Here is a 15,146-nt window from a genome sequence, read left to right as displayed (position 1 = left end):
GCCCCTACTACGAGCACTACATTTCTCTCTTGAAGAGAAGAAAAAAGAAAAACAGGGGGTGGGGACAAGTCGCTCCGCCGCGCCCTCAGAAAGCCCGGGAAGGGCAGCCCCGCCGTCGAGGGCTCGGAGCCAGGCTCTACGGTGGTGTCCCGCGCCTCGCCTGCCAGCGGCTCGAGCTCAGAGCGTCGGTCTGGCTCCGAGCGCCAGCAGCATCCGGCCCGACTGTCGACTCCCGTGGTGGACCGCGATCTCCGGCGCACCGGTCATGATCGCAACGGCCCGAAAGGACGCCAGATGAAGATCCGTGTCGAGCGAGACGGTCTCGCAGACGCCGTTGCCTGGGTCGCACGGAGCCTCCCATCCCGCCCACCGGTCCCGGTGCTCGGCGGCGTGCTCCTCGACACCGGCTCCGAGTCCACCTCCGAGCACGACGACGGAGACCAGACCCTGACGGTCTCCGGCTTCGACTACGAGGTGTCCGCGCAGGTCGGCGTGCCGGCGACGGTCGTCACTCCCGGCCGGGCACTGGTCTCGGGCCGGCTCCTCGCCGACATCACGAAGTCGTTGCCCAACCAGCCGGTCGACATCACCATCGACGGTGCACGCGCCACCATCACCTGCGGGAACTCCCGGTTCAGCCTCCCCACCATGCCCGCCGAGGACTACCCCCAGCTGCCCTCGATGCCGGAACTCGCCGGGGCGGTCGCGGGTGACGTGTTCTCGGAGGCCGTCGCCCAGGTCGCGGTGGCCGCCGGCAAGGACGACACCCTGCCGATGCTGACCGGGACGCGCGTCGAGATCGAGGGAGACCGCATCACGCTGGTCGCCACCGACCGCTTCCGGCTCGCCGTCCGCGAGTTCGCCTGGGAGCCCACCAGCGAGGCCTCCAGCGGCACCGCCGTCCTCGTGCCCGCCAGGACCCTGGCCGAGGCCGCCAAGACACTCGGCGGTTCCGGGAGCCGGGTGGAGCTCTCGCTCGCCTCCGGAGACGGTCTGCTCGGTCTGGCCGGCAACGGCCGCCGCACCACCAGCAGGCTGCTCGACGCCGAGTTCCCCAAGTACCGCCAGCTGCTGCCCAGCGAGCACACCGCCAGCGCCGTGCTCGGCGTGGCCCCCCTCGTCGACGCGATCAAGCGCGTCTCGCTGGTCGCCGAGCGTGGTGCCCAGGTTCGGCTCGAGTTCACCGAGTCCAGCCTGCGCCTCTCCGCCGGAGGTGACGACGAGGGCAGCGCCGAGGAGGAGTTGCCGCTCGACTTCCAGGGCGAGCCCCTCACGATCGCCTTCAACCCCGGCTACCTGTTGGACGGCCTGAGCGCCGTGCGCACCGAACGAGCGCACCTCTCCTTCACCGCGTCCAGCCGGCCCGCCCTGATCAAGCCCGTCGGCGAGGAGGGCCAGGTCCTCCCCGGCTACCTGTACCTGCTGATGCCGGTCCGCCTGCCCGGCTGACGCGGTCCCACCGGGCGAGGTCGTCGAGCCGCACGCGGTGACCAGCACCGACGGGGCGACGTAGGACACGTGCCCGCCGGGTGTGCCGTGCCTTTCGTTCGGATTGACCCGAACCGGTCGTGGCGGCGACGATGTCGCCCCAACCGCAGCATCAGGAAACGGGGGAGTACTCGTGCAGCTCGGACTGGTCGGTCTCGGCAAGATGGGCTTCAACATGCGGGAGCGGCTCAGGCGAGCCGGCCACGACGTGGTGGGCTACGACCGCGCCGCCGAGGTCCGCGACGTGGCGAGCCTGGAGGAGCTGGTCGACCAGCTCGAGGCGCCCCGCCTGGTCTGGGTGATGGTCCCCGCCGGCGACCCGACGCGGGAGACCGTCGAGCGGCTCGGTGAGTTGCTCGACGAGGGGGACCTCGTGATCGAGGGCGGCAACTCCCGTTTCAGCGATGACCAGCGGAACGCCGAGATCCTGGCCGAACGCGGCGTCCGGTACGTCGACTGCGGTGTCTCCGGTGGCGTGTGGGGCCTGGAGGAGGGCTACGGCCTGATGGCCGGCGGCGCCGCCGAGGACGTCGAGCGCGCCATGCCCGTGTTCGACGCGCTGCGGCCTGAGGGTCCTCGGGAGGAGGGCTTCGCCCACGCCGGGGGCGTCGGGGCGGGTCACTACGCGAAGATGGTGCACAACGGCATCGAGTACGGCCTGATGCAGGCCTACGCGGAGGGCTTCGAGCTGTTGGCGGCCGCACCCCAGGTGGAGAACGTGCCCGAGGTGCTCCGGGCCTGGACCCGAGGCACCGTCGTGCGGTCGTGGTTGCTCGACCTCATGGTGCAGGCCCTCGAGCGGGACCCCCAGCTGGAGAACCTCCGCGGCTACGTCGAGGACTCCGGTGAGGGCCGCTGGACCATCGAGGAGGCCATCAACAACTCGGTGCCGGCACCGGTGATGTCGGCGGCGCTGTTCGCCCGGTTCGCCTCCCGGCAGGACGACTCCCCGGCGATGCGGGCCGTGGCCGCGCTCAGGCAGCAGTTCGGCGGTCACGCCGTGCACCACGCCGGCCCCACGTCCGGCGCGGGCGACGTGCACGGCCACTGACCCCCGGCCGGCGAACGCCCGGCCACGACACCGAGGAAGCCAGCGCACGGTGCACGTCCGTCACCTCCAGGTCACCGACTTCCGGTCGTGGCCGACCGCGGAACTCACGTTCGGGCGAGGGCCCAACGTGCTCGTCGGGGCCAATGGCCAGGGCAAGACGAACCTGGTCGAGGCGGTCGGCTACCTGGCGAACCTCGGATCGCACCGTGTCTCCGGCGACGCTCCCCTGGTGCGGCACGGCGCGAGCAGCGCGATCGTGCGCGCGACCGTCGTGAACGAGGGACGGCAGCTGACGCTCGACGTCGAGATCACGCCGGGACGGACCAACCGGGCCCGGGTCAACCGGGCGCCGGTGAAGCGCCCCAGGGACATCCTCGGCATCCTGCGCACGGTCTTCTTCGGCCCGGAGGACCTGTCCCTGGTCCGGGGTGACCCGGGGGAACGCCGCCGGTTCCTCGACGAGCTGCTGGCGAGCAGGTCGCCGCGGTTCGCCGGGGTCCGGGCGGACTACGACCGGGTGCTCCGGCAGCGCAGCGCCCTGCTGAAGACGGCGGGCGGACTCCGCCGCGGGCAGCGTGGTCGGTCCGACGACGCCGCGCTGGGGACACTGGAGGTCTGGGACAACCACCTGGCCCGTTTCGGGGGCCAGCTGTTGGCCGGGCGCCTCGATCTCGTCGCCGAGCTCTCCCCGTTGGTGACGGCCGCCTACCACGAACTCGCGCCGGGGGGCGTGGCGACCGTGCGCTACCGGGACACGGCCGGGCCGGACGGCGGGGCGAGGGCCGGGCAGGGGCCCTCGGACCCCGAGTCGCTGGCCGAGGCGCTGCTGGCGGAACTCCGAAGGGTGCGTGATCAGGAACTCGACCGGGGCGTGTGCCTCGTCGGCCCGCACCGGGACGAACTCGAACTCACCATCGGCGACCTCCCCGCGCGCGGGTACGCGAGCCACGGCGAGTCCTGGTCCTTCGCGCTCGCCCTCCGCCTGGCCGCCTACGATCTGCTGCGGGCCGAGGGGAGCGAGCCGGTGCTGGTCCTCGACGACGTCTTCGCCGAACTCGACCAACGGCGGAGGAGCCGGCTGGCCGCCGTGGCGGGGCGGGCCGAGCAGGTGCTGGTCACGGCCGCGGTGGAGGAGGACGTCCCCGCCGAACTGACCGGGGGCCGGTTCGTGGTGCGGGACGGGACGGTACGACGCGGTGACTGAGCGCCGACCGTCGACGAAGGGTGACTCACGACGCGCGCCTGGGGATAAACCTGTGGATTCTGTGGATAACTCGGTGACTCCGGGCGTGGGCCCGGTCACGGGACGGGCGGCAGCGCCGGACGGGGCGAGCGGCGACTCGGCCGCCCTGTCCGGCCCCGACCTGGCCCGCGCCGCGCTCGAAGCCGCTCGTGCGCAGGTCAGAGCGGGTGGTGGCCGCCCAGGAGCGGGGCGGTCCTCCTCGGGGCGTCCTGGACGGCGCAGAGCCCGGCGCCGCGGTTGGTCGGGCGCCCGCCCCGACGAGCGGGACCCGCAGCCCCTGGGGCGGCTGGCGGTCCGGATGGTCGCCGAGCGGGGCTGGGGGGACCAGCTCGCCGGTGGCGCCCTCTTCGGCCGGTGGGACCGGTTGGTCGGCCCGGACATCGCCGAACACGTGCGCCCGGTCACACTGCGAGATGGTGAACTGACCGTCCTGGCCGACTCGACGGCGTGGGCGACCCAGCTCAGACTGCTGCAACGGCAACTGCTCGAACGCATCGCCGGAGCGGTCGGGCAGAACCTCGTCAGGCGGTTGCGGATCCAGGGCCCCTCGGCGCCGAGCTGGCGGTACGGCCCCAAGCACGTCCCCGGCAGGGGGCCCCGGGACACCTACGGCTGACGCCGCCCGCCCCACCAGCCAGTCCTCGCCCGGGCCGCCACGCCGGTCAGCGACCTGCTGGGAGCCGCTCCACCGCGCGGTGGCCCTGGCATCGGCGGGCACCCGACGGCGGGAGAGCCCCAGCCGAAGACTGAGCGGCTGCCAGCGCCATCGAAGAGGATTTTCGGCGGTTCGGACCTGGCCCTGTTCCTCTCGGCCCGCCAGCGGGGCAGCCAGGGGTGTCCTTTGCCCGCTTCTGTGGGGGTTGGGCAGTAGACTCGAAGGGGACCGCGTTCACGGCCTGCCCTCCACGACCGTGTCTTCACGTGGGTCCGGTCCTTTCCAGCCCGCGCCACAGGGACGGCGCGGGGGCCCCGACACGGGGCCAGCATCGTCGGCATGAGGAGAACCCGAGGCTCGTGGCAGCGAACGAGAACGAGTACAACGCGTCATCCATCAGCATCCTTGAGGGCCTCGACGCGGTGCGGAAGCGTCCCGGCATGTACATCGGCTCGACGGGAGAGCGTGGTCTCCACCACCTCATCCAGGAGCTGGTGGACAACTCGGTCGACGAGGCGATGGCCGGCTACGCCAGCAGGGTCGAGGTGACCCTGCTGGCCGACGGTGGAGTCCGCGTCGTCGACGACGGCCGGGGCATCCCGGTCGACATGCACCCCGTCGAGAAGCGCCCGGCGGTCGAGGTCATCCTCACCGTCCTGCACGCCGGCGGGAAGTTCGACAGCAAGTCGTACGCGGTGTCCGGTGGCCTGCACGGTGTCGGCGCCTCCGTCGTCAACGCGCTCTCCCACACCTTCGAGGTGGAGATCCACCGCGACGGCCACGTGTGGCGGCAGCGCTACTCGAAGTCCAAGCCGGTCCACCCCCTGGAGAAGGGGGAGACCACGGACCGCACGGGGACCTCGCAGACCTTCTGGGCTGATCCGGAGATCTTCGAGACCACCACGTACAACGCCGAGACGGTGGCACGGCGCCTCCAGGAGATGGCGTTCCTGAACAAGGGGCTCACCATCGTCCTGCGCGACGAGCGGGTCGACGAACAGGAGCTGGCCGAGGACGCGGAGGGGGAGGCCCCGCAGGCCACCGAGCGCGTCTTCCACTACCCCGGGGGCCTGGAGGACTTCGTCGGGCACATCAACGCCACCCGGGAGGCCGTGCACCGCAAGATCATCTCGTTCGAGGCCCAGGGGGACGGTCTCCAGGTCGAGGTGGCCATGCAGTGGAACAGCGGCTACACCCCCTCCGTGTACACCTTCGCCAACACCATCAACACCCACGAGGGCGGCACGCACGAGGAGGGGTTCCGCGCGGCGCTCACTCGCGTCGTCAACGAGTACGCGCGGGAGAAGCGGCTCCTCAAGGAGAAGGACTCCAACCTGACGGGCGACGACGTCCGCGAGGGCCTGGCGGCCATCGTGTCGATCAAGCTCGCCGAGCCGCAGTTCGAGGGGCAGACCAAGACCAAGCTGGGCAACAGCGAGGCGAAGGGCTTCGTGCAGCGGACCTGCAACGAGCACCTCGCCGACTGGTTCGAGCGTCACCCCACCGAGGCCAAGTCGATCGTGTCGAAGGCGGTGTCCTCCGCCCAGGCGAGGATGGCGGCCCGCAAGGCCCGGGAACTGGTGCGGCGCAAGGGGGCCCTCGACATCGGTGGGCTGCCCGGCAAGCTGAAGGACTGCCGTTCGCGCAACCCCGAGGAGTGCGAGCTCTACATCGTCGAGGGCGACTCGGCGGGGGGCTCCGCCAAGGAGGGGCGGGACTCGCAGTTCCAGGCGATCCTGCCGATCCGCGGCAAGATCATCAACGTGGAGAAGTCCCGACTGGACCGGGTGCTCAAGAACAACGAGGTGCAGAGCCTCATCACCGCGCTCGGCACCGGGATCCACGACGAGTTCGACCTTGGCAAGCTGCGCTACCACAAGATCGTGCTCATGGCGGACGCCGACGTCGACGGCCAGCACATCAGGACCCTGCTGCTCACCCTGCTGTTCCGCTTCATGCGCCCGCTGGTGGAGCACGGCCACGTCTACCTCGCCTCGCCCCCGTTGTACAAGGTGAAGTGGTCCCGCGCCGAGCCCGAGTACGCCTACTCCGACCGGGAGCGGGACGGCCTGATCGAGGCCGGGGTGGCGGCCGGCAAGCGGTACCCCAGGGAGGACGGGGTCCAGCGCTACAAGGGCCTCGGGGAGATGAACGCCGAGGAGCTGTGGGAGACCACGATGGACCCGGCCAACCGCCTGCTCCGCCAGGTCACCCTCGACGACGCGGCCACCGCCGACGAGCTGTTCAGCGTCCTGATGGGCGAGGACGTCGAGGCCCGCCGCTCGTTCATCACGCGCAACGCGAGGGATGTGCGCTTCCTGGACATCTGACCGGTCACCTCCAGGACGGCGGCCCGTCCACCGAACGGCCGCCGCGCACCCCTGAACCCCGCACACGAGAAGGACTGCAATGACCGAGACGACCCTGCCACCGGACGGCGATCGCATCGAGCCGGTCGACATCCAGCAGGAGATGCAGCGCTCCTACATCGACTACGCGATGAGCGTGATCGTCAGCAGGGCGCTGCCCGACGTGCGTGACGGGCTCAAGCCCGTGCACCGGCGGGTGCTCTACGCGATGTACGACGCCGGCTACCGGCCGGACCGGAGCCACGTCAAGTGCTCCCGCATCGTCGGCGACGTGATGGGCAACTACCACCCGCACGGCGACTCCAGCATCTACGACACCCTGGTGCGGCTGGCGCAACGGTGGTCGATGCGGCACCCGTTGGTCGACGGGCAGGGCAACTTCGGTTCCCCGGGCAACGACCCGGCGGCCGCCATGCGCTACACCGAGGCGAAGCTCACGCCGCTGGCGATGCAGATGCTGGCGGACATCGACGAGGACACCGTCGACTTCCGGGACAACTACGACGGCAAGACGCAGGAGCCGGACGTCCTGCCGTCCCGCATCCCCAACCTCCTCGTCAACGGAGGCGGTGGGATCGCGGTCGGCATGGCGACCAACATCCCGCCCCACAACCTGCGTGAGGTCGCCGAGGGCGTCTTCTGGGCGCTGGACAACCCGGACGCCCCCGAGGACGAGACCCTCGCCGCGATGATGAAGCGGATCAAGGGCCCGGACTTCCCGACCAGCGGGTTGATCCTGGGCACCTCCGGCATCGAGGAGGCCTACCGCACCGGTCGGGGTTCCATCCGGACCCGGGCGGTCATCGAGGTCGAGGAGGACGGCAAGGGCCGGACCATCCTCGTCGTGACCGAGCTGCCGTACCAGGTGAACCCGGACAACCTCGTCGAGGGGATCGCCGCCCTCGTCCGGGACGGCAAGCTCACCGGGATCGCCGACATCGCGGACGAGACCAACAGCCGCCGGGGCATGCGCATCGTGATCACGCTCAAGCGGGACGCGGTGGCGAAGGTCGTGCTGAACAACCTCTACAAGCACACCCAGCTCCAGAACTCCTTCGGCGTCAACATGCTCGCCCTGGTCGACGGGGTTCCCCGGACGCTGCGGCTGGACCAGGTCATCCGGCACTACGTCAAGCACCAGATCGAGGTCATCGTCCGGCGGACGCGGTACCGGCTGCGCAAGGCCGAGGAACGCGCCCACATCCTGCGGGGTCTGGTCAAGGCGCTGGACGCGCTCGACGAGGTCATCGCCCTCATCCGGGGCTCCCGGACGGTCGACATCGCGCGTTCCGGCCTGATCGACCTCCTCGACATCGACGAGAGCCAGGCGAACGCGATCCTGGAGATGCAGCTCCGCCGCCTCGCCGCCCTGGAACGCCAGAAGATCACCACCGAACTCGGCGAGATCGAGCGCGAGATCGCCGATCTCGAGGACATCCTCGCCAGGCCGGAGCGCCAGCGCTTCATCATCAAGGACGAGCTCAAGGCGATCGTCGACAAGCACGGCGAGGACCGCAGGACCCGGATCATCCCCTACGAGGGGGAGGTCTCGATCGAGGACCTGATCGCGATCGAGGACGTGGTCGTCACCATCACCCGCACCGGCTACGCGAAGCGGACCCGCACCGACCTCTACCGCGCGCAGAAGCGCGGCGGGAAGGGCGTGCAGGGGGCGGCCCTCAAGCAGGACGACATCGTCGCCCACTTCTTCGTGTGCTCCACCCACGACTGGATCCTGTTCTTCACCAACCAGGGGCGGGTGTACCGCGCCAGGGCCTTCGAACTGCCCGAGGCCAACAGGAACGCGCGCGGTCAGCACGTGGCGAACCTGCTCGCCTTCCAGCCGGACGAGCACATCGCCCAGGTGATGCAGATCAAGGACTACCAGGCGGCCCCCTACCTGGTGCTGGCGACGAAGAAGGGCCTGGTGAAGAAGTCCCGCCTGTCGGACTTCGACTCCAACCGCTCCGGCGGGCTGATCGGCGTCAACCTCCGCGACGACGACGAGCTGGTTGGCGCGGTGCTGTGCGGGCCGGAGGACGACCTCCTCCTCGTCTCGGCGGAGGGGCAGTCCATCCGCTTCCACGCCACCGACGAGGTCCTGCGCCCGATGGGGCGCGCCACCTCGGGCGTGTTGGGCATGCGATTCAACCAGGGGGATGAACTCCTGGCGATGGCCGTCTGCCGCGAGGACAGGTTCCTGCTGGTCGCCACCACCGGTGGTTACGCCAAGCGCACCCCGATCGATGACTACCCCGTGCAGGGACGCGGCGGGAAGGGCGTGCTGACCATCCAGCACGACAAGCGTCGTGGGAGGCTTGTCGGAGCGCTCATCGTCGATCTCGACGACGAGCTCTACGCGATCACGTCGACCGGGGGCGTGATCAGGACCGCCGCCAAGGAGGTCCGCAAGGCAGGCCGTCAGACCAAGGGTGTGCGTCTCATGAACCTGGGTGAGGGCACCACGCTGCTGGCCGTGGCGCGGAACGCCGACGAGGCCGCCGACCCGGACGCCGCGGCGGGTGAGGTCGTCGACGCCGCCATCGAGAACGGGACAGCGGGGAAGGACGAGGGATGAGTTCGCCAGGCAGCCCGGACCAGCGGCAGCCCGCGGAGGGCAGCGGTTCCGAGTCGGAGTCCGCCGGGGACACCACCCCGCAGGCGGTCGGTGGGGAGAAGACGACCTTCATGACCCCGGTGGCGCCGGCGGCGGCCAAGCCGGCCACCGAGGGCGGGTCCGATCTCGCCGAGGGGGCCGACCAGCCGGCCGTCGCTGCCGAGGAACACGTGTCCACACCCCCCTGGCAGCGGTCGACCGCCCAGGCGTCCGCCGGGCAGCAGTCGCCGGGGGCCGGCGCGGGAAACCCTGAACGGCACGCTGGTCAGGGGTACGCTTCCAGCGCGGCGGCGGGGGCGTCGCCCGGGGGAAGCGAGGCGACGACCACCATGACGAAACCTGTGGGAGCCGAACAAAGCGGAGCCGTGGGACGGGCGCCGGTGAACTTCCCGGGGCCAGGAGGTCGGCCGCCGTCCTCCGGTGGTTCCGGTCTGACCGGTCGTCGGCCCGGCCGGGGGCCCCGCCGGGCGAGCCTGCAGGTGAAGCGGGTGGACCCCTGGTCCGTGCTGAAGTTGGCCCTGGTGTTGAGCGTCGCGGCGTTCTTCATCTGGCTGGTCGCGGTTGGCGTGCTCTACGGCGTCCTGGACGGCATGCGCGTCTGGGACTCCCTGAACGGGACCTACAACGACCTGACCGGTGATGCCACCGAGGGTGACCTGATCAGCGCCGGCCGGGTGTTCGGGGTGGCCGCGATCGTGGGCGCCATCAACATCGTGCTGTTCACCGCCTTGGCGACCGTGGGCGCGTTCGTCTACAACGTGTCGGCGGACCTCGCCGGCGGCATCGAGCTGACGCTGTCGGAACGCGACTGACGAGGACACCACGCGACGCCCGGCCGGGTCCCCGGCCGGGCGTCGCGTCGTCTGGTGGGCGTCCGGCGGCGCTCGTGCCCGGGACCCCCTCGGTTCGGCCGCCGCCGTGCCGGGTCACCGCGGTCGGAACGCGCCGTTCCCCGGCCCACTGGTGTCCGATCCGTGCCTCGCCGGTGTCCGAGGGGCGGGTGGCCCGGGGCAGGCGGCCGGCCGTCGTCGCCCGGAGCTCGCCGTGCTGGTGCGGCACCGCTGTCGTGGCCGTCGTCGTGCGGCCGAGCCACGCCAGCCGCTGGTCCGCCTCGGTGTGACCGGCGGCTGTTATCGGCCAGTGCCGGCAGTGGAGCGTTCGAGCGGCCGGCCGGGATGGTGCCCTCGGGCGGCTCGGGGGCGTGAACCCGCTGGTCGTGGCCGGTTCGAGGGGGTGGGGGAACACCGTCGATCGTCACCGGGTAGCATGGTCCACACAGCGGATGACGCACGCGACGTCAGACTGGAACTGAAGATCAGACCCGGTTTGGGGAACTGAGACGCGTGCGGTAGTCTTCACTCCGCGTCCGAGGGCCTATAGCTCAGACGGTTAGAGCGCTTCGCTGATAACGAAGAGGTCGCTGGTTCAAGTCCAGCTAGGCCCACTGCCCGATGTTCGTACTTTTCTGATCCCGGTCATCGGTACACAGGACCGGGATCGTGTGCGCCAGACGCTAGGAGGCGACCGAAAGTGAAGAAGTTGCTTGCCCTGGGTGCTGTGGCTGGCGTCGTCCTGCTGCTCGTCCGCAGGAACCGCTCCGCCAAGGCTGAGGCTGACCTCTGGCGTGAGGCTACGGCCCCTGCCGAGAGCTGATCCGAGTGCCGGGGGCTCATCGAGCTCCCGGCTTCTCGTGTGTCCGCCCGCCGCCGGTTCGGATCGGCGGGCTGGACGACAGGCCAGGCCTCGGAAGGCCTGAGCGGGGTGGTCACCACTGGTGCGCCCGGGGGACGTAGCTCAATTGGCAGAGCACCGCCTTTGCAAGGCGGGGGTTAGGGGTTCGATTCCCCTCGTCTCCACCCAGATCAACGATGGCACGCTCCACGTCGTGCCTGGGCCGTTGGGAGAGGGCGGTGGACCCGAGACGGGTTCCACCGAACCCCTGGTCATCCCCACCGCCCCACCGCCCACCTCATCCGGTGTTCCCGCTGCCTGGCCGGCACCGCGGTCCGACCGGGATGCGCCCCGCCGCGTAGGCACCTGGCGGCACTCCCATCACCCTCCGGAAGTCCGTCGTCAGGTGCGCCTGGTCGTGGTACCCGGTCTCGGCGGCGAGGGTGGCCAGCTGACCCCGCTCGGCGCGCGCCAGGACGGACCGGATGCGGTTGAGCCGGGCGAAGCGTTTCGGTGCGATCCCCACCGCGCTGGTGAAGGCGTCCCGGAGCTGCCGTTCGCTGACGTACAGCTGCCTGGACACCTCGCGCACGCCACCCCGGGGTACCAGGTCGGACAGGGCGGAGGCCGCGGCTTCCGCCAGCTCCGCTCTCGCCAGCACCGAGGAGGTCGGTGGGGCGGACGACAGGCGGCGGGTCGCCGCTTCGGCGAGCCAGCTGAGAGCCGCTTGCCGGAAACCGGCGGGGTCCCGATGTTCCCGTTCCCACCACGTGGCCGGCAGCGAGTCGTCCGGCTCACCCCACAGCTCCCGCAGCGGCACGGCCCGGTCGCCAAGTCCGCGAACCCCGCGTCCCAGCAGTTGCTCCGCCCGCCCGGCCCTGACCCGCATCCGGACGCAGCCGCCCCCGGCCTCGCCCCGGCGGTAGGTGGCCCTCGTCCTCGGCCCCAACACCACGGCACCGCCACCCCCGGACCAGAACAGCAGCGTGACCGAGGTGTCGGGTTCCTCCACCACGGTCGTGCCCCCGGCGTCGGCGACCGCCGCCCGGACGTCCGACAACCACGGGCGCAACACGGCGGGCAACGAGGACGAGAGGTTCCCATCAGGCACGTCCAGGACGGTACGCACGTTGTCCCCGTCCCGGAACCGGTCCACGGGAGGACCGCCGAAATCTGCAAGTCACCGCTCCGGCCCTCCCAGCATGCTGGCAGGCGTGATTCTGGTTACCGGCGCCACGGGCGCCATCGGCGGCAATGTCCTGCGTCTGCTCGCGGGAGGAGAACACCCCGTCCGCGCACTCTCGAGAACCCCGTCCTCGGTTCCGACCCTGTCCGGGGTGGAGGCGGTCCAAGGGGACTTCACCGATCCGGACTCGTTGCGCCGCGCCCTCGACGGGGTGAGCGCGGTCCTGTTGGTGACCGTGCCCAACCCGCCGACCGTGGCGCACGACGTCGCCCTGCTGGACGCGGCGGTCTCCGCCGGTGTTCGGCGCGTCGTGAAGCTGTCGGCGATCGGGACGGGGGAGTGGTGGAACGGTCAGCTGGTGGGGAGCTGGCACCAGGAGACCGAGGACGCGGTCCGCGGCAGCGGGCTGGACTGGACGGTGCTCCGGCCCTCGACCTTCGCCTCGAACACCCTGGGGTGGGCGCGGTCGATCGCCGTGGACGGTGTCGTGCCCGACCCGGTCGGCGGCGCCAGGCAGGGTGTCATCGACCCGAGGGACGTGGCCGGCGTCGCGGTCGCCGAGCTGGTGGGTGACCACTCCCTCGGGCGGACCCTCACCCTGACCGGTCCCGAGCTGATCAGCGCGGCCGACCAGGCGGAGGTGTTGGGCCGGCTCCTGGGGAGGACGTTGCGCGTGGAGGACCTGCCGTTGCCGGCCATGCGCGGGCGCATGGAGGAGGACGGCTGGGACAGCACGGCGATGGAGCTCGCCGTCGCCGGGACGGGGTGGGCGAGGTCCGGCGGGAACGCCGTGCTCACCCGGACCGTCGAGGAGGTGTTGGGCCGCCCGGCCGCGACCTTCGAGAAGTGGGCGGTGGACCACCTGTCGAGGTTCGGCGGGTGATGTCCGCTCCCGAGGTGTGCTGGTGAGCCCGGGGGCCAGCGCCCGTCGATCCGGGGAGGGCGACGGGCGGGGAGGGTCGGGTTCGACGCCTGGGCGGTGGCGGTCGCCGCCATGCGGGGGCCCGGCCACCGCTCGCCGGACCGGTGCCCGCCCGATCTCCGGCTGGCGGCCCGTTCCATCCAGGAGAAATGCCTTTCACACCTTCGGGGGGTGGTGTTGTCGAACGTCCGGGTGCCTGTGCCGGACGGCGATGTCCGGTTGGAGCAACTTGCCCCGGGAGCCGCGTACGTCTTCTCGACAGGGTGGGGTCATGGTTACGCTCGGCACATGGATGTCCACCCGTGGCGTTCGTCCGGCGGTGCCGGGCCTGGCTTCCTCGAACTCGCCGACGACCCCGTCGGGACGCCACGGCGGCCACCCGAGCACCAGGACCTCCCACGACCGCACCCGGAACGGGGCGGCCTGCGGCTGACTGCGACCGGCGACCGCCTGGTCCGCACCGGGGCGTGGACCGTCCCGGGGCGGCTCCAGGTGGCCGCCACCCGCTGCGCGGTGCTGCTGGACATGGCGACCGCCAGGTTCACGGCTCCCGTCGTGCACCTCACGCTGGACCTGCGTGAGGTGCACTGCGTCCTCCTGGTCCCGCCGCACACGGCGGTCCGCACCGACCAGATCCACGCCGTCCGGTTCCGGGTGAGCGACCGGGTCAGCCGGTGCCGGGATCCCGGCCGAACGCTGGTCGTGGGTGGCGTGGCCCGCCACGGCCGGCTCAGGGCGCGGACCGTCGCCGACGGTGCGGGCCGGCTGAGCTGGCGGCACCGTGCGAGATGACCCGGCGGAACCGCGTGGCCCCGGGCGGACCACGCCGGGGACCCGCCCGTGGCGACTGTGAGGTGACGATGTCCGAGGATGGCCCCGCCCCGCCGCACGACCGGCTCGCTCCCCTGCTGTTCGGATTCGCCCTGTCCCGCATCACGGCCGTCGGGCTGCGGTTGGACCTGCCCGGCCTGCTGGGAGACGACGCGAGGAGCACACCGGAGCTCGCGGCGGAGTGCGGTGCCAGCGTCGAGGGGCTCAGCCGACTGCTCAGGGCCCTGGCGGGCATCGGCGTGCTGGAACGGGAGGGGGAGGAGCTCTTCCGCCTCACCTCGCTGGGGCGGTCGCTGCGCGACGACGTCCCCGGGGCCGTGGGCGCCGTGCTGTCGACGTACGCCGAACCGGGCCGGTGGGCGGCCTGGGGTGGGCTGGAGGCGGCGGTGCGGACGGGAACACCGGTGGCACGGCCCGCACCGAACGGGGAGCCTCCCCACGACGCCGGGGCAGCCCCCGAGCGGTTCGCGTTCCGGCCCGGGGCACGAGCGGTGGCGGAGGCCCAGGCCAGGGCACTGGTGGACGGGTACGACTTCTCCCGCTACCGCCACCTGGTGGACCTCGGCGGGGGAGACGGCACCCTGCTGGCCCAGGTGCTGCGCCGGCACCCCGACTGCCGGGCGACCGTCCTCGCCGCCGAACCGGGCCTGTCGGCGGCCCTGGGGGTGCTGGATGAGGCCGGGGTCGGCGAGCGGTGCGTCGCCGAGGAGGGCGACTGCTTCGCGGTCGTGCCCAGGGGCGGGGACGGCTACCTGCTGAGCAACCTGCTGCGCGGCTGGTCGGACGAGGAGGCGCTGGTGGTCCTGCGGCGCTGCCGGGCGGCGGTGGAGCCGGGCGGGGCGTCCCTCCTCGTCGTGACGGGCCTCGTACCGGAGTGGGACGACGACCACAGCCCCGAGGCCGCCCTGCTGAGCGCGCTCGACGACATGGAGATGATGGTGACCGGCGGGGGCCGTGAACGGCGGTCGCGCGAGTACCAGGACCTCTTCGGCGCCGCCGGACTGCGCCTGGACCGTGTCGTCACCGTGCCGGGTGAGGTGAACCTGCACGTGCTGGAGGCCAGCGCGGTGTGAGGGGAGGGGCGCGGGCCCGGGTGATCAGCACGTGGTTGAC

General features: G+C 71.5%; 12 protein-coding genes and 2 tRNA genes. 13 read left to right on the top strand and 1 reads right to left on the bottom strand.

Annotation, left to right across the window (positions count from 1 at the left end):
* Window positions 1–294 precede the first annotated feature (294 nt).
* The 10 genes from dnaN to G443_RS16195 all read left to right on the top strand — a co-directional run bounded on the left by dnaN (window position 295) and on the right by G443_RS16195 (window position 11,279).
* Complete coding sequence (gene dnaN, locus G443_RS16240; RefSeq protein ID WP_026417852.1) at window positions 295–1,449, top strand: DNA polymerase III subunit beta; 1,155 nt, start codon at window positions 295–297, stop codon at window positions 1,447–1,449.
* Window positions 1,450–1,621: 172 nt separating this feature from the next.
* Window positions 1,622–2,539: a phosphogluconate dehydrogenase (NAD(+)-dependent, decarboxylating) gene (gnd, locus tag G443_RS16235; RefSeq protein ID WP_026417851.1), complete on the top strand. Its 918-nt coding sequence runs from the start codon at window positions 1,622–1,624 to the stop codon at window positions 2,537–2,539.
* 49 nt (window positions 2,540–2,588) lie between these two features.
* Window positions 2,589–3,743, top strand: a complete 1,155-nt coding sequence (recF, locus tag G443_RS16230) for a DNA replication/repair protein RecF (protein ID WP_026417850.1) — start codon at window positions 2,589–2,591, stop codon at window positions 3,741–3,743.
* Window positions 3,744–3,804: 61 nt separating this feature from the next.
* Complete coding sequence (locus G443_RS16225; protein WP_372493017.1) at window positions 3,805–4,398, top strand: DciA family protein; 594 nt, start codon at window positions 3,805–3,807, stop codon at window positions 4,396–4,398.
* A 398-nt stretch (window positions 4,399–4,796) separates the two neighbouring features.
* Window positions 4,797–6,767 (top strand): DNA topoisomerase (ATP-hydrolyzing) subunit B, encoded by a 1,971-nt coding sequence (gene gyrB, locus G443_RS16220; protein WP_026417848.1) that lies wholly within the window; start codon window positions 4,797–4,799, stop codon window positions 6,765–6,767.
* 79 nt (window positions 6,768–6,846) lie between these two features.
* Window positions 6,847–9,384 carry a DNA gyrase subunit A gene (gene gyrA, locus G443_RS16215; RefSeq protein ID WP_026417847.1) on the top strand — a complete coding sequence of 846 codons (2,538 nt, stop codon included), beginning with the start codon at window positions 6,847–6,849 and terminating at the stop codon, window positions 9,382–9,384.
* Window positions 9,381–10,235 carry a DUF3566 domain-containing protein gene (locus tag G443_RS16210; RefSeq protein ID WP_245588707.1) on the top strand — a complete coding sequence of 285 codons (855 nt, stop codon included), beginning with the start codon at window positions 9,381–9,383 and terminating at the stop codon, window positions 10,233–10,235. The genes gyrA and G443_RS16210 overlap by 4 nt, the downstream gene beginning before the upstream one ends.
* A 558-nt stretch (window positions 10,236–10,793) precedes the next feature.
* A tRNA-Ile gene (locus G443_RS16205) sits at window positions 10,794–10,867 on the top strand.
* An 86-nt stretch (window positions 10,868–10,953) separates the two neighbouring features.
* Window positions 10,954–11,076, top strand: a complete 123-nt coding sequence (locus G443_RS16200) for a DLW-39 family protein (protein WP_211215418.1) — start codon at window positions 10,954–10,956, stop codon at window positions 11,074–11,076.
* Window positions 11,077–11,206: 130 nt separating this feature from the next.
* Window positions 11,207–11,279, top strand: a tRNA-Ala gene (locus tag G443_RS16195).
* Window positions 11,280–11,392: 113 nt separating this feature from the next.
* On the opposite strand, the gene G443_RS16190 is transcribed toward G443_RS16195, so the two are convergent.
* Window positions 11,393–12,205, bottom strand: coding sequence for a helix-turn-helix transcriptional regulator (locus G443_RS16190; protein WP_155886048.1), 813 nt, complete (start codon window positions 12,203–12,205; stop codon window positions 11,393–11,395).
* A gap of 103 nt (window positions 12,206–12,308) precedes the next feature.
* On the opposite strand from G443_RS16190, the gene G443_RS16185 reads away from it, so the two are divergent.
* The 3 genes from G443_RS16185 to G443_RS16175 all read left to right on the top strand — a co-directional run bounded on the left by G443_RS16185 (window position 12,309) and on the right by G443_RS16175 (window position 15,106).
* Window positions 12,309–13,163, top strand: coding sequence for an NAD(P)H-binding protein (locus G443_RS16185; protein WP_026417846.1), 855 nt, complete (start codon window positions 12,309–12,311; stop codon window positions 13,161–13,163).
* Window positions 13,164–13,490: 327 nt separating this feature from the next.
* Window positions 13,491–13,994: a hypothetical protein gene (locus tag G443_RS16180; RefSeq protein WP_026417845.1), complete on the top strand. Its 504-nt coding sequence runs from the start codon at window positions 13,491–13,493 to the stop codon at window positions 13,992–13,994.
* A 68-nt stretch (window positions 13,995–14,062) separates the two neighbouring features.
* On the top strand, window positions 14,063–15,106 hold the full coding sequence (locus G443_RS16175) for a methyltransferase (protein ID WP_051313546.1): 1,044 nt from the start codon (window positions 14,063–14,065) through the stop codon (window positions 15,104–15,106).
* The last annotated feature ends 40 nt before the right edge of the window (window positions 15,107–15,146 follow it).

Origin of the sequence: Actinoalloteichus caeruleus DSM 43889 (assembly GCF_000429185.2) — a bacterium.
Classification (GTDB): domain Bacteria; phylum Actinomycetota; class Actinomycetes; order Mycobacteriales; family Pseudonocardiaceae; genus Actinoalloteichus_B; species Actinoalloteichus_B caeruleus.
Note: the sequence above shows the minus strand (reverse complement) of the source record. Positions and strands in the feature narration are given on the sequence as shown.